12 protein-coding genes and 5 pseudogenes are annotated in these 18,453 nt (G+C 42.9%); 7 read left to right on the forward strand and 10 right to left on the reverse strand.

What is annotated here, in order from left to right; all coding sequences use genetic code 11:
- Positions 1-142 precede the first annotated feature (142 nt).
- The 5 genes and pseudogenes from DER53_RS06515 to DER53_RS06535 form a co-directional block, all read left to right on the forward strand.
- Positions 143-1,210 (forward strand): annotated as a pseudogene (locus DER53_RS06515) (NAD-dependent succinate-semialdehyde dehydrogenase); the annotation flags it as partial.
- Between the two features lie 212 nt (positions 1,211-1,422).
- Positions 1,423-2,592 (forward strand): aminotransferase class I/II-fold pyridoxal phosphate-dependent enzyme, encoded by a 1,170-nt coding sequence (locus DER53_RS06520; protein ID WP_062754913.1) that lies wholly within the window; start codon positions 1,423-1,425, stop codon positions 2,590-2,592.
- 26 nt (positions 2,593-2,618) lie between these two features.
- Positions 2,619-4,256 carry a thiamine pyrophosphate-binding protein gene (locus DER53_RS06525; RefSeq protein WP_121910072.1) on the forward strand — a complete coding sequence of 546 codons (1,638 nt, stop codon included), beginning with the start codon at positions 2,619-2,621 and terminating at the stop codon, positions 4,254-4,256.
- Positions 4,257-4,336: 80 nt separating this feature from the next.
- Positions 4,337-5,818 (forward strand): aldehyde dehydrogenase family protein, encoded by a 1,482-nt coding sequence (locus tag DER53_RS06530; protein WP_062754909.1) that lies wholly within the window; start codon positions 4,337-4,339, stop codon positions 5,816-5,818.
- A 36-nt stretch (positions 5,819-5,854) separates the two neighbouring features.
- Entirely contained in the window at positions 5,855-7,009 is a 1,155-nt protein-coding gene (locus tag DER53_RS06535; protein WP_062754907.1) for a saccharopine dehydrogenase family protein, read from the forward strand.
- A gap of 65 nt (positions 7,010-7,074) precedes the next feature.
- Here the strand turns inward: DER53_RS06535 and DER53_RS06540 are convergent.
- The 6 genes and pseudogenes from DER53_RS06540 to DER53_RS06565 form a co-directional block, all read right to left on the reverse strand.
- A pseudogene (locus DER53_RS06540) lies at positions 7,075-9,601 on the reverse strand (bifunctional diguanylate cyclase/phosphodiesterase).
- Between the two features lie 191 nt (positions 9,602-9,792).
- Positions 9,793-10,107: pseudogene (locus DER53_RS06545) on the reverse strand ((2Fe-2S)-binding protein); the annotation flags it as partial.
- A pseudogene (locus DER53_RS06550) lies at positions 10,096-10,490 on the reverse strand (FAD binding domain-containing protein); the annotation flags it as partial. The pseudogenes DER53_RS06545 and DER53_RS06550, both read right to left, overlap by 12 nt.
- Positions 10,477-11,297 (reverse strand): annotated as a pseudogene (locus tag DER53_RS06555) (xanthine dehydrogenase family protein molybdopterin-binding subunit); the annotation flags it as partial. The pseudogenes DER53_RS06555 and DER53_RS06550, both read right to left, overlap by 14 nt.
- Positions 11,298-11,341: 44 nt before the next feature.
- Complete coding sequence (locus tag DER53_RS06560) at positions 11,342-11,533, reverse strand: type II toxin-antitoxin system antitoxin (protein ID WP_062754901.1); 192 nt, start codon at positions 11,531-11,533, stop codon at positions 11,342-11,344.
- Between the two features lie 15 nt (positions 11,534-11,548).
- Positions 11,549-12,394 carry an SPFH domain-containing protein gene (locus DER53_RS06565; protein WP_062754900.1) on the reverse strand — a complete coding sequence of 282 codons (846 nt, stop codon included), beginning with the start codon at positions 12,392-12,394 and terminating at the stop codon, positions 11,549-11,551.
- Between the two features lie 247 nt (positions 12,395-12,641).
- Here DER53_RS06565 and DER53_RS06570 point away from each other — a divergent pair, with 247 nt between their 5' ends.
- On the forward strand, positions 12,642-13,328 hold the full coding sequence (locus DER53_RS06570) for a TerC family protein (RefSeq protein WP_062754899.1): 687 nt from the start codon (positions 12,642-12,644) through the stop codon (positions 13,326-13,328).
- Between the two features lie 72 nt (positions 13,329-13,400).
- Complete coding sequence (locus tag DER53_RS06575) at positions 13,401-14,333, forward strand: D-2-hydroxyacid dehydrogenase (RefSeq protein WP_062754898.1); 933 nt, start codon at positions 13,401-13,403, stop codon at positions 14,331-14,333.
- A gap of 51 nt (positions 14,334-14,384) precedes the next feature.
- Here the strand turns inward: DER53_RS06575 and DER53_RS06580 are convergent, their stop codons facing one another.
- The 4 genes from DER53_RS06580 to DER53_RS06595 form a co-directional block, all read right to left on the reverse strand.
- Entirely contained in the window at positions 14,385-15,107 is a 723-nt protein-coding gene (locus DER53_RS06580) for a LutC/YkgG family protein (RefSeq protein ID WP_062679354.1), read from the reverse strand.
- Complete coding sequence (locus DER53_RS06585) at positions 15,107-16,534, reverse strand: LutB/LldF family L-lactate oxidation iron-sulfur protein (RefSeq protein ID WP_062754897.1); 1,428 nt, start codon at positions 16,532-16,534, stop codon at positions 15,107-15,109. Before DER53_RS06585 ends, DER53_RS06580 begins: the two co-directional genes overlap by 1 nt.
- A 14-nt stretch (positions 16,535-16,548) precedes the next feature.
- The gene (locus DER53_RS06590; protein ID WP_062754895.1) at positions 16,549-17,265 is read right to left on the reverse strand and encodes a (Fe-S)-binding protein; all 717 of its coding nucleotides are present in this window, start codon (positions 17,263-17,265) and stop codon (positions 16,549-16,551) included.
- A gap of 150 nt (positions 17,266-17,415) precedes the next feature.
- The gene (locus tag DER53_RS06595; RefSeq protein ID WP_062754893.1) at positions 17,416-18,132 is read right to left on the reverse strand and encodes a FadR/GntR family transcriptional regulator; all 717 of its coding nucleotides are present in this window, start codon (positions 18,130-18,132) and stop codon (positions 17,416-17,418) included.
- Positions 18,133-18,453 lie beyond the last annotated feature (321 nt).

Genomic DNA, 18,453 nt, shown 5'->3' on the forward strand with positions numbered 1-18,453 from the left:
CATTTCTTTTAAGTTTTTTTATATATATTTCATGAAATATATTTCATGAAAAAGTTTATTTGATTGGTTGCGGCGGGATATGGTGCATGATGGATAACAATAAAAAAATGTCTAGTGATTATTTACAATCAGATTTTTATTTTCGTCCAATAAACATAAACGGCTAATGGTCATTCCGCAGCCGATCGGCGTTGTCGCTGCCATTACTCCGTGGAATTTCCCGGCTTCGATGATTACAAGAAAGTTAGCGCCAGCACTTGCGGCAGGGTGCACCGTTGTATTAAAACCGGCTCCAGAAACGCCGTTAACCGCTTATCAGATTGTAAAAATATTAGAAGAAGTAGGGATTCCAAAAGGAGTTGTCAATCTCGTTACTGGCGATGCGGTTTCAATCGGACAGTGCTGGATGAACCATCCTGATGTACGGCTTATTACGTTTACGGGTTCTACGGAGGTCGGCAAGTTGTTGATGAAAGGAAGCGCGGATCATGTAAAAAAACTTTCTTTAGAACTAGGCGGCCATGCGCCGATTATCGTATTTGATGATGCCGATCTTGATTTGGCGGCCGAGATGACGCTTGCCAGCAAGTTTCGCAATTGCGGGCAAACGTGTATTTGTGCGAACCGCGTATATGTGCAAAAAACGATTTGGGATGATTTTCTCGAAAAACTAAAGGAGAAAGTACGCCGTTTATCGATTGACATTGGCGCAAAAGAAACGGCGGATATCGGGCCGCTAATTAATGAAGAGGCAGTGCAAAAAGTGCAGCGGCATTTAGAGGATGCTGTACAAAAAGGAGCTTCGGTCGTTTACGGCGGAAAGAGATGGGATGGCCCGTATCCAGGATACTTCTTTGAACCGACCTTGTTAGTGAACGTTACGAAAGAGATGAGAGTAATGAATGAAGAGACGTTCGGTCCGCTTCTGCCGCTGCAGCCGTTTGAGGAGGAAGAGGAGGCGATTCGTCAGGCGAATGATACGCCATATGGGCTAGCAGCTTATATTTTTACGGATTCGATTCATCGCGCGTATCGAGTCATGGAGAAGCTGGAGTATGGAATTATTGGCATTAATGACGTCTTTCCAGCCGTAGCGGAAGCACCGTTTGGCGGTGTGAAACAATCGGGGCTAGGAAAAGAAGGAGGAAAAGAGGGCATTTTTGAATTTGTGGAATTAAAATATGTTTCCATGGGGATACGGCCTAGCTGAGCCCCCTAAATATAAAACTGCGTAGTCTATTTCCACCGTCTTTGCCGGCGGTTTGTAAAAATAGACATCGGCCAGTTTAATCATTACGTGATTATACTGGCCGTTTTTGTTTTCTTGATTTTTTACAACCGTTTTCGAAAAAGAGTTAAATAGCCAATGAGAAGCATAGAGTAAGAGGGAAAGGACCATTTAATGGATGTGAGGGGATACGTATGGACGTTTATTCTGACATCATAAGAACCATGCCGCCATATTTGTTCTCTGTTTTTCAGCAAAAGAAAGAAGAACTAATGAAAAAAGGAGTAGATGTGATCGATTTAGGGATAGGGGCGCCCGATTTGCCGCCGCCTGCTTTTGTGGTGGAGAAATTAAAGGAAGAGCTGGATAATCCTAAAAATTTTACGTATTCTCCATATGCCGGGTGCCGAGAGTATAGAGAAGCGGTTGCGCTCTTTTATCAACGGGAATATGGCGTAGAGTTAGACCCAGATACAGAAGTGTTGGCATTAATCGGTTCAAAGGAAGGAATTGTCCATTTATTACAAGCGATTCTTCATCCAGGGGAGACCGTGTTAGTTCCAGACCCTGGCTATCCGGTTTATAGCACAGCTGTACATTTAGCAAGAGGAAAAATCGTTCGTTTGCCGCTTGATTCGGAAAACGGATATAAGCCGATTTTTTCGAGCGTTCCTTCAGGAATTTATCGGGATGCGAAATTAATGTTTTTAAATTACCCTAGCAATCCAACAGCTGAGACTGTCGAAATCGATACGTTTGCCGAAGCTGTTTCGATTGCGAAACAATATCGTATTTTCATTGCTCATGATTCAGCTTATTCTTTTGTTACGTTTCAAGGATTTAAAGCTCCAAGCATTTTGCAAGTAAACGGGGCAAAAGAAGTAGCGGTGGAGTTTGGTTCGTTGTCGAAAAGTTACAATATGGCCGGCTGCCGAATCGGGTATATTGTTGGAAACCGCGATATGATTAAAGCACTGTCGATTATCAAAAGCAATATTGATACTTGCCAGTTTATTCCGATTCAAAAAGCGGCAGCGGCAGCGTTAATAAGCGATCATGAAGCGGTCAAAGAAAACAATCGAATATATGAACAGCGGATGAATATGATGGTAAAAGCTTTGCGTTCGCTTGGCATAAATGTTCATCCCCCGAAGGCGACGTTTTTCCTATGGATACCTGTTTTAAAAGGATACTCTTCTGAACAATTTGCGACTAAATTGCTGGAAGAAGCAGGAGTAATTGTCACGCCAGGAACAGCGTTTGGTCCATCAGGAGAAGGATATGTTCGGTTATCGCTTTCCGTTTCGATGGAACGTTTGCAACAAGTGGCCGATCGACTCAAACAAGTAAATTGGGAGGAGTAGAAGCGGTGAAACAGGAAAAGGGCAAAATTACGGCGGCGAAGGCGATTGTCCATTGTTTGAAAAGCGAAGAAATTTCCCACGTGTTTTGCGTGCCGGGAGAAAGTTATTTGCCGCTAATGGACGCTATTTTTGATGAACCTTCCATTCAGCTTATTTCTGCTCGTCATGAGGGAGGCGCCTCTTTTATGGCGGAGGGCTACGCGAAAGCGACAGGAAAACCGGGAGTGGTGCTGGCGACAAGAGGAGTCGGAGGCGCGAATTTGGCGATTGGTGTCCATACGGCAAAGCAAGATTCGACGCCGATGGTCGTTTTTTTAGGCCAAGTGCACAACGATTTTCTTGGCAGAGAAGGGTTTCAAGAAGTCGATTTAGAGCAATTTTTCCAGCCGATTGCAAAATGGGCGGTAGAAATCAAAGATGCGAAGCGAATCCCTGAACTTGTTCAACGGGCGTTTCGTGTTGCGCAAACAGGAAGACCGGGGCCTGTTGTCGTATCGCTTCCGGAAGACGTATTTCTCGCAAAGATAGATGAAGTTATTTTTCCAAAAACAATCGTTCCAAAACCCGCCCCAAGCCAACAAGATATTTTGCGTGTTCAAGACATTTTACAAAACGCCAAACGGCCTGTCGTGATTGCCGGAGGGGGAGTGAAACTTTCGAAAGCGGAACGAGAATTGCTTTTGTTTGCTGAGAAGTTTACGATACCTGTTTCTGTCTCTTTCCGAAGACATGATGTATTTCCAAACGATCACCCATTATATGTCGGACATCTCGGTTTAGGAACGTCAAAAGGGATTATTGAGACAGTAAAACAAGCGGACGTCATTATAGCGATTGGAACGAGATTATCGGAAGTGACGACACAAGACTACCGCTTGCTATCAGCAGGACAAACGCTGATTCATATTGATATCGATGCAAATGAATTGGGAAAAGTATACCTGCCAAAAGCGGCAATCATAGCTGATTGCAAGGAAGCGCTTTCGAAACTGCTTGAAATCGATATTCAGCCATTTTGGCATGACTGGGCAACATCGAGACGAAAAATATACGAACAAGCATCAACACTCCCAATGGAAAAACGAAATGTGAATGAATCCGTGATTGCTAGTCTACAAGAACATTTGCCGCAAGGTGCGATCATCACCAATGATGCAGGAAATTTTGCTGGTTGGCTGCATTCCTTTTTTCAATTTACGGAAAAACATACGTATATCGGCCCGACATCCGGAGCGATGGGATATGGCATGCCGGCCGCCATCGGTGCCAAACTAGCATATCCCGACCGTGTGGTAGTTTCACTATCAGGAGACGGCGGTTTTATGATGACAGTGCAGGAGTTAGAAACAGCTGCTAGATATGAAATTCCTATTATTAGTGTTGTTTTTAATAACCGCATGTATGGAACGATCCGGATGCATCAAGAACTGCATTTTCCAAAGCGAGTCATCGGAACAGATTTAGGGAATGTATCATTTGCGGAATTGGCTAAATGCTTAAATGGCAACGGCATTCAAGTAGAAACGGAACAGCAATTTACCGAAGCGCTTCTTCAATCTCTCCATGCAAAGAAACCTACGGTCATAGAAGTACTGACGGATCCAAATCAAATTTCGGTCACTTCTACAATTGAACAATTGCGGAAGCGGGTGGATTCTATATAATCATTTCATTTGATTAATAGCAACCATCATGGATGCATAAATTTTTAATAGAAAGTAAAGAGCAAGGAGGAACTCCGTTGATGAAAGTATTGAATTTTATTAATGGCGAGTGGAAAGAATCGAGCAGCAAACAATTCGCTCCGGTCATTAATCCGGCGACAGGAGATGCGATTGGAGAAGTGACGGTTTCGATTGAAGCGGATGTGGGCGCGGCGGTAAAAGCGGCAAAGGCTGCGCAAAAAAAGTGGGCGCTTGAACCCGCGCCGAAACGCGCCGAAGTGTTATATAAAGTAGGATATTTGTTGAAGGAACGAAAAGAACAATTAGCAAGAATGTTAACCATGGAAATGGGAAAAGTCATTGAAGAAGCTCGCGGAGAAGTACAGGAAGGAATTGATATGGCGTTTTATATGGCGGGAGAGGGAAGACGATTATTCGGAGATACGACTCCTTCCGAATTAAAAGATAAATTTGCGATGAGTGTCCGTGCCCCTGTAGGAGTCGTTGGCATTATTACTCCATGGAACTTTCCGATTGCGATCGCCACATGGAAATCGTTCCCTGCCATTGTAGCCGGTAATGCGGTCGTTTGGAAGCCAGCGTTGGAAACGCCGTTTATGGCGCAGGAATTAGCAAAAATTTTTGAAGAAGCTGGATTGCCAAAAGGAGTATTTAATGTCGTCAATGGTGACGGTCCGACAACGGGGAACGCGCTTGTCGAACATCCTGATGTACGGGTGATTTCCTTTACCGGATCCAATGAAGTAGGCAGAAAAATTGCGGAAAAATGCGGCCGAAGCTTGAAAAAAGTGTCACTCGAAATGGGCGGAAAAAATGCGGTGATCGTGATGGACGATGCGGACTTATCTTTAGCGGTAGAAGGAATTTTATGGAGCGCTTTTGGCACTTCTGGACAAAGATGTACCGCGTGCAGCCGAATTATTGCCCATGAAAGTATAAAAAAAGAATTAGAAAATAGACTGCTAGAGGCGATGCGAACTCTAACAATCGGGAATGGCTTAGATGAAAATGTAAAAGTTGGACCAGTTATCAATGAAAAAGCGTTACAAAAAATTGACCGATATGTGCAAATCGGTAAAGAAGAAGGAGCAAAACTATTGACAGGTGGGTATATTTTGCAAGAAGGAGAATATAACAAAGGATACTATTACGCTCCGACGCTCTTTACGGATGTAATGCCAAATATGCGGATCGCGCGGGAAGAAATTTTCGGTCCAGTCGCTTCTATTATTCCTGTGAAAAGCTTAGAAGAAGCGATTGAAGTGAACAATAGCGTCGACTACGGATTATCTAGTTCTATTTTCACTCGCGACGTGAATAAAGTGTTTACCGCAATGCGTGATTTGGATACAGGAATTGTATATGTGAACGCAGGTACGACAGGGGCGGAAATTCATTTGCCGTTTGGCGGAACGAAAGGAACGGGAAACGGCCATCGCGATTCCGGGGTGGCGGCGTTAGACGTATTTACAGAATGGAAAAGTATTTACATTGACTTTAGCGGTAAATTACAGCGGGCGCAAATCGATATTGACGAATAACGAATTCATCAGCGAAAGAATAAGGGGGAGCATGCCATGAAAGCGTTAGTGCTTGGAGCTGGACTGATGGGAAAAGAAGCAGCGCGTGATTTAGTGCAAAGTGAAGAGGTTTCTTCCGTCACCATAGCAGATATCGATATAAAAAAAGCGGAGCGAGTTTGCCAGCAGTTATATTCTAGTAAAATCGAGGCCAAACAAGTCGATGCATCGAATGAAAGAAAGCTAGCGGCATTAATGAACGAACACGATGTTGTCATCAACGCGTTGTTTTATATTTTTAACGAAATGGTGGCGAAAACAGCGATTCAAGTCGGTGTCCATTCCGTTGATTTAGGCGGACATATCGGCCATATTACGGATCGCATTTTACAATTGCATGAGAAAGCAAAGCAAGCTGGTGTGACGATCATTCCTGACTTAGGAGTGGCACCGGGAATGATTAACATTTTATCTGGTTACGGAGCAAGCAAACTAGATGAATTGAAATCAATTAAACTATACGTCGGCGGGATTCCTGTGCGTCCGGAGCCTCCGTTAGAATACAACCATGTCTTTTCACTGGAAGGATTGTTCGATCATTATACGGACCCGTCTCTCATCATCCGGGATGGACGGAAGCAAGAAATCCCATCTTTATCAGAGATTGAAACAATCTACTTTGATAGGTTCGGGCCGCTAGAAGCATTTCATACATCAGGAGGAACATCCACATTATCTTATTCCTATCCGCAATTAGAATGTTTAGAATATAAGACGATCCGCTATCCAGGCCATGCGGAAAAATTTAAGTTGCTCGTCGATTTAAATTTAACAAGAAATGACTACGAGGTGGAAGTGAAAGGGCAAAAAGTGAAGCCGCGAGACGTGCTTTTAGCAACATTATCCCCGCTTTTAGACTTAAAAGATAAAGAGGATGTCGTCTTGTTAAGGGTGATTGTCGGAGGAATAAAAAATAATAAAGAAACGATTTTTGAATATGAAACGGTCACATTTAAAGATCGAAAAAAGAATATTACCGCAATGGCGCGGACAACAGCGAATACGATTTCTGTCGTTGCACAAATGATTGGAAACGGAATCATCGAAAAACGAGGTGTTTACCCTCCTGAACAAATCGTTCCAGGTGACATCTACATCAAGGAAATGGCAAAGCGCGGCGTTGTTATCAAAGAGAAACAATATGTAAAGTGATAAAAAAAGGCTGCTTTTAGGTGGAAAAATCTCAACTAAAAGCAGTCTTCATTGTTTTTATTAGCTCAACATTGTGATGAGCTGTTATGAAGAAGCGAAACGAGTTGTTCAAACGAAACAGGAGGGCTAAATAAATAGCCTTGGATTTTATCGCAATGGTGTTGTTCTAAGAAGTGTAACTGTTCCGCTTTTTCTACTCCCTCTGCGACAACTTGCAGGTTTAAGTTATGCGCGAACGTGATAAGCGCAGACGTCAAATGAGCGGTATTTGGATTGGTTGCTACATCGAAAATGAATGATTTATCAATTTTCAATGTGTCAACGGAAAAGGTTCGTAAATATCCAATGGAGGAATGGCCGATTCCAAAATCATCAATCGCGATGCGGACACCTATATCTTTTAATTTCTGAATGCTATAGATGACGTTTTTTTCGTCGCATAGCGCGATATTTTCTGTAATTTCTAGTTCTAAATAGTTTGCTTGCAATTTGTTTTTTTTGCAGTAATTGACTGATCAGTGAGGTAAAGTCATGATGCCGCAATTGTCGTAATGAAAGGTTCACACTGACGTATAAATGATCAAATCCGATTTCGTGCAAATGTTTTAAATCGTGAAGAGCTGTCATTAATATATGCTTGCCAAGCGATACAATTAGACCGTTTTCTTCTGCAACTGCGATAAATTCATTTGCCGGAATCTCCCCGATCTCTGGATGGTTCCAGCGAACTAAAGCTTCTAAGCCGATAATCCGTTTTGAAACAGTATCAACAATCGGCTGATAGCATAAAGAAATCTCTTTGCTTTCTATCGCGGTGCGAAGCATCTGTTCAATTTTTGATTTTCTTGTTCTCTGTTGTTCTAGTTTGGTCGTATAGAATGAAAATTGGTTTTTTCCTTTCTTTTTCGCATCATACATTGCCATATCAGCGTGTTGGATTAAGGTCATTTCGTCATCTCCATCTTTTGGATACACGCTGATCCCTATGCTTGTTGTAACAAAGACTTCTTTATTTTCCAGTTTAATCGGCTGGCTTAATATTTGAATGGTTTTGCAAGCGATTTCCTCAACATTGAAATTTCCGGATAAAAGAACGGCAAACTCATCTCCACCCAAACGGGCGATAAAGCAATCAGGATGAATCATTGTCAAGCGTTGCGCCACGTTTTTTAATAGTAAATCCCCCATGACATGGCCAAATGAATCATTAATATTTTTAAAATTGTCTAAATCCAAGTACAGTACAGCAATTTGGCTGTTATGTTTTTCTGCGCTTTTCAGTTCGTTCTTCAGCTTCTCAATCAAATAGCGGCGATTTGGCAAATCAGTTAATGCATCATGGTAGGCTTGATATTTAATTTTTTCATTGTATTTTTTTCGTTCAGTAATATCACGAAAGACAACGACAGAGCCGATTATTTCTCCGTTATCGTCGATCATCGGTGTAGAGACATAAGCAATTGGCAGCAGCGTCCCATCTTTTCGCACAAAAAAATCCTCTTCTACGCGATATGCTTTTTTTAATTCCATCGTCTGATGGATCGGACATTTACAGAGGGAATCGCATTGATTTTCACTGCCGCAATGAATTTTTTTGAACAATGCTTTTCCTAATAATTCACTTTTTTGATAACCGAGTAAACGCTCCGCTTCTTGGTTCATAAAAGTTACTTTTTTGTCTTTGTCTAATACGATGACACCTTCACCTAATGACGAGGTGATCGTTTTTAGATGTTTTTCACGTTTTTTCAATTCTTCCTCTGCTTTTTTCTGGGCATCGTATGGTTCTTTAATTGTAGCAATGTATATTCCTTTCATAAAATAAATGTAACTGATTCCTTTGTACAAATGGCCTAAAAAATTTTGCAAGTCGTACACGTTTTTATACAGTGTAAACAAAAGTTCGCTTAACACTAAAAATACAAACGCTAAGATGAGATCAAGATAAGACGTTTTTGGCTGTTTTTTGTAAGAAAGCAACATCATCAAAACGGTGGAAGCATAAAAAAGGATAACAATGTATTCTAAGAAATTTTTGAAATTTGTTGTGCCTTTCCCATCGATCACAAGAAGCGGAAGTGTTTGTTCATAGCGAATGATAATGTAGGAAATAACGAATACATAGAGAAGAGAAAAAATAAACACCGTCTTTTTTTGTCTGCTTTGTACTTGTTTATCTGGAAAAAACATGATCAGAAACAGCATGCACCCTTGCGTTAATCTAGCGGCAACCCAAAACCATGCCGCTTTTTGCGTAGAACTTTCCGTAACGATTAAGCCAGGCATGCCTTTATACGAAAGCGTGTGCAGTAAGTCGATGATGCCGATGATTAGAAATATCCCCGAATACCATAAGCGATATCTAGATAAATGTTGCGGAAAAATCATCCATCCTTGAATCGCAATGGACAACGAGACGGTGATGCTGAGGAATTCTAAGATGGTGTGTATGGATAAATATTGTTTTGCTTGGGCGACAAAATACAGTTCATCGCGAAACAAAATGGTGACTAAAAAAAATAAGACAGCGATGCTGGTAATCATTAATGCTTTTTTCTCTTGTTTATTTGAAATGCCGGGATTGCTCGTCATCGATATCTCCCCTCCCCTCTGATATCTAAAATAGTTATATTTATCTATTACAATTGGCCTATTCAAATATAGAATACTCTATTTTTTGTTTGAGTCAAGAATCGCGTAAAAAATATGCAACAAAAAGCACTCCCGCTTTAGAGCGATATTTGCTCATAAGCGGGAGTGTTTTTTAGCTTTGAAAAACTTCTCTACTCGTTTTTTCGCTTTTCCATTAGTACGGATTTTACTGCTTCCTCAATTTCTTGATAACTTGTGCAGCGGCAAATATTGGATTCAAGCCATTCTTGAATAGTACTGTCGTCCGCGTCGGGATGCTGTTCTGTTAAAGCGTAGGCGTTCATAATAAATCCAGGTGTGCAATAGCCGCATTGGAAAGCGAAATGTTCAATAAACGCACGCTGAATCGGCGTGTTACGAAGACCTTCGATCGTAGTAATCTCTTTTCCAACTGTTTCGATGGCAAGCATCATGCACGATTTGATGGGGATGCCGTCAACTAATAATAGCGGCAATACGGCTTCACGAAAAAAATTTGTCCGCAAATATTTCCGCCAAGGGTAATTTGGTTGCGTGCTGTCCGGTCGGCAACCTCGCTTGCGGTTTTTGTTAATAGTGGGAAAGGATTTGTTTCTTCAATCGTTGTCAACGATAATGCCGCTCCAAGGACGAGTTCGTGTTGTCCAACTTCGAGCGTGCGGCATTCAGGAATATGTTTAATGTCGATCACTGCATCGGCGGAAACGAAGTGAAGCCGAGAGAGTGTAATGATTTCCGTTCCTCCTCCATAATAGAGAGGCTTTTTTCCTTGCTGTTGCAATGCTTCAAATAGCTGAACCGCTTCTTCAATCGATATAGGACGATGATACGTCATATCAAATGGAATCATGAGCGTCACCTTTCTTTTTCCGCCAAATCAGTTCCGGAATAAGCGGCAGTTCGTTAAGCGGCACTCCTGAAGCAAGTGATAGTGAATTTGCCAGCGCCGCCGGCATGCCGATCAGTCCGTGTTCGCCGGCGCCGCGTGATCCGTATGGCGCATCGATTTGTGGCGTTTCGATAAACTCCACAATATATTCCGGATGTTCGCCAAAGCGAATTGGCCGATAAGTGCGCAATTGCGGATTTAGCACCCGTTCGTAGCGGTCAAATAAAAATTTTTCGTTCCTGTTCCGATTTCCACCACACCGGAGATTACATTCACACTTCCATCCGGATTGAATGTTAAAATGGCTCCGGAGCTCGCATCCGTGTCAATCGTTGACGTTTTCCATGCGCAGCTGATGCCTTTTGCCCGTACGGTATAAGCGTCGATTTCGATGCGCTGCCATTCGTCCCATTTCATTAGCTCGCGCAAACGATCGAGGCAGGCCGGCAAATTGCCGACATTGCTTCGGTTTAATCACACTTGTGTCGGGGTCGTGTGGCCGGGGCGAATCGCGTTTTTTCGCCGTAATTCCCATTTGTCCATACCTAGCTTTTCGGCAAGCAAGTCGATGGCCCGTTCGATGGCAAAAGCTTGTTCGCTATGGCCGAAGCCGCGAAATGGGGTGGCATACGGATGATTCGTATACACGCATAATGAATCACACCACACATTTTCGATATGGTACGGTCCTGTGCAATCCACAGCGGCGGCGCGGCTGACGTCAATTGCTTTATCGGAATAGGCGCCGCCGTCAAACAAAAACAAAATTGACAAAAATAAAAAGGCTAGCAATTCCGTCTAAATCGGAAATGCTAGCTTCTTTCATCTGGAGGATTGTCTGTATTTATTTTTCGCTGCGTAAGTCGTCCGGCTCGTTTAGCAGCTTCGCGCAATAGAAATTCAATATGAGCATTGACGCTGCGAAATTCGTCGTGCGCCCACCGTTCAATGACTTCGTATAAGACTGGATCGATTCGTAAGGGGAAACTTTTCTTTTTTGCCATAGCACTCCACAACCGTTAATATAGACTTCCGGTATTGATCACCGGTTGGGTCGCGCGTTCGGATACGATGGCGACCATTAAATTGTTAACCATGTTTGCTTTTCGTTCATCATCTAACTCTAAAATTCCTTCTTTGTCAAGTTGCTCGATCGCCATTTGCGCCATGGAGACAGCACCTTCGACAATTTTCTTTCTTGCCGCTAAAATCGCGGCTGCTTGTTGCCGTTGCAACATCGCGCTTGCAATTTCTGGAGAGTAGGCGAGATGAGTAAGGCGAGCTTCGATTACTTCCACTCCGGCTACTTTTAGGCGCTCTTGCAACTCGTTGGCAAGGACATCGGAAATAATATCTGCATTGCCTCGTAATGTGATTTCATCATCATCGGTAAAGGTATCATAAGGATATTTCGTTGCAACATGGCGAATGGCTGCCTCACTTTGAATCTCTACAAACTCTTCATAGTTATCTACATCAAAAACTGCTTTTGCGGAATCAATGACCCGAAATACAATAACAGCGGCAATTTCGATAGGGTTGCCTTGAACATCGTTTACTTTTAATTTTTTGCTGGTAAAATTACGGACGCGCAAAGAAACGTTTTGCCTAATCGTAAGCGGAACAGTAAGAAATAGTCCGCTGTCGCGAATCGTACCTAAATAGCGGCCAAAGAAAATCAACACTTTTGCTTGGTTCGGCTGAACAATGGTGATGCCGCTGGCCAACACGATGGCGGCAACAACGAATAGAGCGGCAATAATGACTAGCTGCTGAAGCAAACTAATAATCGCTACTGCCACTAATACAGCAATACCAATAATCCCAGCAAACCCGTTCATATACCATGCCTTTGTTTCCTTCATGAGCATCGCTCCTTTAACATCAATTTTATATCAATATGATATCATGTTTTGAAATAAATGTAAATTTATTTTTGTGTTCTTTTATTACAAAGTTATTGGTTATATATTTCAGAATTAGCTAACTTTTTTGAATAAGGCGGTTTGCTTGTTGCGATTTTTGAGAAGTTGCTGATAGGGAGCATTTGCGGTAAGATGAAAGAAAAAGGGGAAAAAGTTAGTTTCAGAAAAGGAGAAGAGGTGCGTTTATTTGACAATATCTTCGGAAGCGCTGTTGGCATTATTTAAGATTATAGCGATTGATATCATTTTATCCGGTGATAATGCGGTTGTCATTGCGATGGCGACGCGCAAGTTGCCGAAGCACCAGCAAAATAAAGCGATTTTTTGGGGGACAGGCGGTGCGGTTCTTTTACGTATTTTATTTGCGACAGTCATTGTGTTTTTATTAGAAATTCCGTTTGTCCATTTAGCAGGCGGGTTGTTATTGCTTTGGATTGCTTATAAAGTGCTTCTTGAAAAAGAAGAAGAGACGCATATTCAGTCATCAGACCGCCTTTTCAAAGCCATTATGACGATTATTGTCGCCGATGTGGTGATGAGTTTGGATAATGTCGTTGCGGTAGCGGGAGCATCAGAAGGACATATCGGCATGATTGCGTTTGGAGTGGCGATCAGTATTCCGATTATGATTTTCGGGTCAAAAGCAATTGTGAAAGTCATGGAAAAATATCGCTGGATCGCTTATGTCGGATCTGGGATTTTGGCATGGACAGGCGGAAAAATGATGATGGAAGACGAAGGGTTTATGCAGCTTCTTCATTTCCGCGAAGGAACGTTAACGTATGCTGTTAGCGCTGGATTAACGATTTTCGTGTTAGCTGCTGGATATATAACAAATAAAAGAGCAGAAAGCAAAGAAGGGACCATTGTGTAAACGGAGGGATTTCTCCATTTGGGGATATCCCTTTTTCTTTCATAACTGATTGGTGGTAAAGGAGGAAGGTTGATGAAAATTCATAATATTTTAGTAACGGGACGGTTATATTCGGAGATGGCAAAGCTATTGCAAGAAAAGGGGGTCAATAAAAATTTTCGTTTTGTTGCTGAAAATGAGGTATGTCGAGACGACTTTTTTTGGGCGGACGCATATGTCGGGTTTCGCCCAGCACCTCGTTTTGAATTTGGCAACATTCGTTGGGTGCATTCTCTCGGAGCAGGCGTCGATTCATTTTTATGGAATAGAGAGTGGAAAGAAGATGTGTTGCTGACAAAGACGGTCGGCTCGTTCGGTAAACAAATTAGCGAATATTGCCTTAGCTATATGCTTCGCGATTTACAATGTCATGACGTTTATGGATGGTACCAATCACAGCGGCAGTGGAAGCCAATTCCCCCGCAGCCATTGCAAAGTCAATGTGTCGTTATTTATGGGACAGGACATATCGGACAGCAGCTGGCTAGTTATTTGGGCATGTTTGGTGTTCAACCGATTGGAATTTCACGAAGCGGGCAGATGAAACCGCATTTTGTTAAAGTATTTCCAACCGATCAAGCGAGCGAAGTGTTGCCGAAAGCCGATTGGGTCATTGCCGCGCTTCCATTGACAAACGAAACGTATCATTTATTTGACGAACAGTTTTTTGCCCTTTTAAATAATGCTAGTTTTATTAACGTAGGCAGGGGGGCAACTGTTGATGAAATGGCATTATGGGATGCGTTGGAAAACCGAAATGTTCGTCTTGCCGTTTTAGATGTCTTCGAAAACGAACCATTGCCGCCTGAATCGCCGTTATGGCAACATCCGAACGTCATCATCACCCCGCATATTTCTGCATTGACATCTGCTGAAGAGGCAGTGGACTGCTTTTTACAAACACTACAGCGAATTGAAGCGAATGAACCGCTTTGCAACAAAGTGGATGTGCAGAAAGGGTATTAAAAACGGGCACGTTCATTCCGGACGTGCCCGTTTATTATGGAAACAGACATATTAACGGTCAGTAACGACAATGTAAGTGGCTTTCATCGGGCCGTGCACCCCGACGACTAAGTTCATTTCAATATCGGCCGAATTGCTTGGTCCCGTGATAAAATTAATGCATGAAGGAATGAGATGCCCTTTTTCGATTTGTTCATGAATGTAGGCGGCCGCTTGGGTCATGCGCGGTACGATCGTGCTTTTTGCGATGATGGCAATATACGTTTTTGGCAGAAAGCTGACGGTGCGTCCTTTTCCATTTCCGCTAAATAGCACGACTGTTCCTGATTCGGCAAGCGTAATATCACTGAATGTAATACCGACGTTTGCTTGTTCGGCATAGTTGATATTTTTTCTGCCGGCAGATGCGTCCCAGATGTGGACATCGATGTTTTCATTCGGCCATTCGTTGCGCAGTAAGCGGGTTAATCCATATTCATCAAAACGCGGGTCGTCCCATGTCACAATCGGGCCTCCCCCATGCTTGTCGACAACTTCCTTTAACGTTTCTTTTAGTTCAACAGCTGTTGTTTCAACGCATTGGGTATGAATGCGCGGACATTGCGCTTTCAACTCCTTCAATAAATCATCTTGGCTATAACCTTGAAATACCCTCCATTGCGGCTGATGGCTCCAATGCGGCCGGGATACTCCTGTTGTACGTTGTTTGCGTCCAAGCCGATTGGCAACAGTTTGCAAAAACTTGTTACGGTTATAAATCATGCCAGTCTGCATCATTTTCCAACTCCTTTTTGATGTTCGCGAAACCAGTCGCGGAATCGTTCTTTATTTGGCGCAGGAAACTCGCGAATTTCCGTCCATGCTTTCAGTGGCCCAGGCCCTTTGGAAATTCGGTCGTCTTTTGTAAACGGCGTCAATGCTCTTGGGGCAACTTTAGAACCAAGCTTGTAAAGGAAGGGTGAAGCAGCGCCTAAACCGAACGCTTTCATCGCCAATTTTTCCGAAATCGGCGCTTTTTCTTCGCGCTCAACGATCACTTGACGGTGTTTTAACAACAATTCATGAAGCGGAATTCTGACTGGGCACGCTTCTGTACAGGCCGCACAAAGTGTGGAGGCGTACGGCAGCTCTTTATAATTGTCATATCCTCCTAACAACGGTGACAGAACGGCGCCAATCGGACCGGAATAAATGGAGCCATACGAATGTCCCCCAATATGGCGATAAACCGGGCATACGTTGACGCAGGCAGCGCAGCGAATACATTGCAATACCGGCTGAAACTCTGTGCCGAGAATGTTGGAGCGGCCGTTATCAACGATGACTAAATGAAACTCTTCCGGACCGTCCACGTCGCCATCATCGCGTGGTCCCGTTAATACCGTAATATAGCTCGTTAATTTTTGTCCGACAGCACTCCGCGTTAAAAGGCTGACAAGCACTTCCATTTCTTCAAACGTCGGGACAATGCGCTCCATCCCCATGACGGTGATTTGCGTTTTTGGAAGGGCGGTAACTAAATCGGCGTTTCCTTCATTGGTGACGAGCGTAATGGAGCCGGATTCGGCAATGGCAAAGTTGCAGCCGGTGATGCCGATATCGGCGGTTAAGTATTCGCGACGGAGCATTTTGCGGGCATGAAGCGCGAGTTCTTCCGGTTTTTCCGTTTGCTTGTAGCCGAGCTTTTCGCGAAAGACGTCGCGAATTTGTTCTTTATTTTTATGAAGTGCTGGAGCGACGATGTGTGAAGGAGGATCGTGATCGTCCACTTGCAAAATGTATTCGCCAAGATCCGTTTCAATGACTTCACAGCCCACTGCTTCCAACACAGGATTTAAATTAATTTCTTCCGTTACCATCGATTTTGATTTGACAATTTTTTTCGCGTTTTTCCGAATGACGACATTGCGAATATAGTCATTTGCTTCTTCTGCGGTTTGCGCGAAAAAGACGTGGCCTCCGCGTTTGGCAACGTTTTCGCTTAATTGCATTAAATAATAATCTAAGTTTTCTAGTGTATGCTGACGAATTTCTTCCCCGAGTGCGCGCCATTCTTCCCAGTTTCCAAGCTCTTCGGCCGCTTCGAGCCGTCTTGTATGCAGCCGTTCTTGTGCTCCTGCGACAGCGCCGCGCATAAACGTGTTGTGAAGATTTATTTCGACTCGTTCATGGAAATTTGCACCGTCAATTTTCATCGCCATGTGAATCCCTCCTTTTATCTGCTGTTTAGTACTTCAGCAATGTGCATCACTTTGATTGGCTTCCCTTGCCGCTTTAAACGTCCGCCAATGTTCATTAAACAGCCGCAGTCGGCTCCGATTAGATAATCTGCATTTACTTCTTCGATATGTTCAATTTTTTCATCCACCATTTGTTCGGAAATCGTTCCCATTTTTACAGAAAACGTTCCACCGAACCCGCAGCACTGATAGGCATTCGGCAACGGAACAAGTTCCAATCCCTTTACATTTTTTAGAAGCTTAAAAGGCGCTTCTTTGACGCCGAGCAGACGTGTCATATGGCACGAGGTATGATAAGTTGCGCGTCCCTGAAATTTAGCGCCGACGTCCTCCACCTTCAACACGTCGACGATGAATTGGGTGAGTTCATACGTTTTATCAGCGAGTGCTTTCGCCTTCGATTCCCATTCGCGATCTCCTTGGAAAACGCGTGGATATTCTTTCAACATGGTTGCGCACGAGCCGGAAGGAGTGACAACATAATCGGCATGTTCAAACGTACGGATCATATGTTTCATTGCTTCTTTCGCTTCTTTTACATAACCGCTGTTATAGGCGGGCTGGCCACAGCATGTTTGCGCTTCCGGAAAGTCAATTTCGCACCCTAAACGCTTCAATAGCTCCACCGTTGCTTTTCCAGCATTGGTATAGAATAAATCGATGAGGCAGGTGACGAATAATGAAACTTTCATTGTGAATCCCCTTCCAATTAATATATGATTAGGTGAACAGGTCATCTGATGATCTTGTATAACATTATATACTATTTTCAGTGATGAAAAGTATTCTTTTATGAAATTTTGCAATATAAAAATAAAGCACCCAGCTGTTTTACCGGGCGCTTATCGAGAATATATATATTTATGAAGTATATTTTCCACGTTGGTTAAATGCTGAAGCATTCGTTCTTGCGCGGCATCGGCGTTTTTTTCTTTTATTGCTTTAAAAATTTCGGTGTGTTGTTGAAGCAGTTTTTCCGTTGTTGTTTGCTTGGAAAACAGCCAAATCCGCCGGGTTTCCCGCATCGTTTCTATCATCATTTCTGATACGCTGTTCATTAAGCTCACTAAAATCGGATTGTGGGAGGCGGCCGCAACTGCCATATGAAAAGCAAGGTCCGCTTTTTCCCCAAGCTCATCGTTTCCAATCGCTTCCTGCATTTCGTGAAGAGCTTGTTCCATCGCAATTAAATCGTCATCTGTCCGTTTTTGTGCAGCTAAGGAGGCAGCGCCTACTTCCAACAGTTTGCGCACTTCAAGTAAGTGCCAAATATCTTCTTTATTCATTAATACCGCAATGGAAAGAGGAAAGGAAATCGTTGCTGGATCAAATTCTCGGACATAGGTGCCTTCTCCTTGCTTTAATTCGATGAGCCCCATTGCTTTTAAAGCAGTTAGCGCTTCACGAATGGCGGCTCGTCCCACTTGAAACTTCTCAGCCAGTTGCTGAACAGAGTCCAATTTATCTCCAGGTTTTAATACACCGGTCTTGATCATATGAAAAATTGCTTCCGCTACTTCTTCGTAAATCTTTTTCGTTTTAATTTGTTTAAATTCCAATGTATTCACCTCGATATAAGTCCTAACTTGATGATACACGTTTTGAATTATTTCTGCTAACGGAAAGGTCAGCTACATTTGTTATTTAGCATTGGATGTTCAATAAAAAAGCAAACGGGAAAGGAACTGACGTTGTTTATTATTATAATACACGGAATGAGACGGTAATAAGAAATCTTCTCTCTTCAAAAAATGCTTTATAAAACTAAAGATTTAGAAAATTAAAAAACCATATTGCATTTTTGGCTCATCATCTTCTATAATTTGACTCAGAACAGTATTTTATTATCCGGTCATCTGATGACTTGATGGGTGAATTGT

Source organism: Parageobacillus toebii NBRC 107807 (genome assembly GCF_003688615.2).
GTDB classification, from domain to species: domain Bacteria; phylum Bacillota; class Bacilli; order Bacillales; family Anoxybacillaceae; genus Parageobacillus_B; species Parageobacillus_B toebii.

Bases quoted from the DNA above. Each gene is read 5' to 3' on its own strand.
- DER53_RS06520 (WP_062754913.1), top strand. From the start codon at position 1,423: ATGGACGTTTATTCTGACATCATAAGAACCATGCCGCCATATTTGTTC.
- DER53_RS06530 (WP_062754909.1), top strand. From the start codon at position 4,337: ATGAAAGTATTGAATTTTATTAATGGCGAGTGGAAAGAATCGAGCAGC.
- DER53_RS06535 (WP_062754907.1), top strand. From the start codon at position 5,855: ATGAAAGCGTTAGTGCTTGGAGCTGGACTGATGGGAAAAGAAGCAGCG.
- DER53_RS06560 (WP_062754901.1), bottom strand. From the start codon at position 11,533: ATGGCAAAAAAGAAAAGTTTCCCCTTACGAATCGATCCAGTCTTATAC.
- DER53_RS06565 (WP_062754900.1), bottom strand. From the start codon at position 12,394: ATGAAGGAAACAAAGGCATGGTATATGAACGGGTTTGCTGGGATTATT.
- DER53_RS06575 (WP_062754898.1), top strand. From the start codon at position 13,401: ATGAAAATTCATAATATTTTAGTAACGGGACGGTTATATTCGGAGATG.
- DER53_RS06580 (WP_062679354.1), bottom strand. From the start codon at position 15,107: ATGCAGACTGGCATGATTTATAACCGTAACAAGTTTTTGCAAACTGTT.
- DER53_RS06585 (WP_062754897.1), bottom strand. From the start codon at position 16,534: ATGGCGATGAAAATTGACGGTGCAAATTTCCATGAACGAGTCGAAATA.
- DER53_RS06590 (WP_062754895.1), bottom strand. From the start codon at position 17,265: ATGAAAGTTTCATTATTCGTCACCTGCCTCATCGATTTATTCTATACC.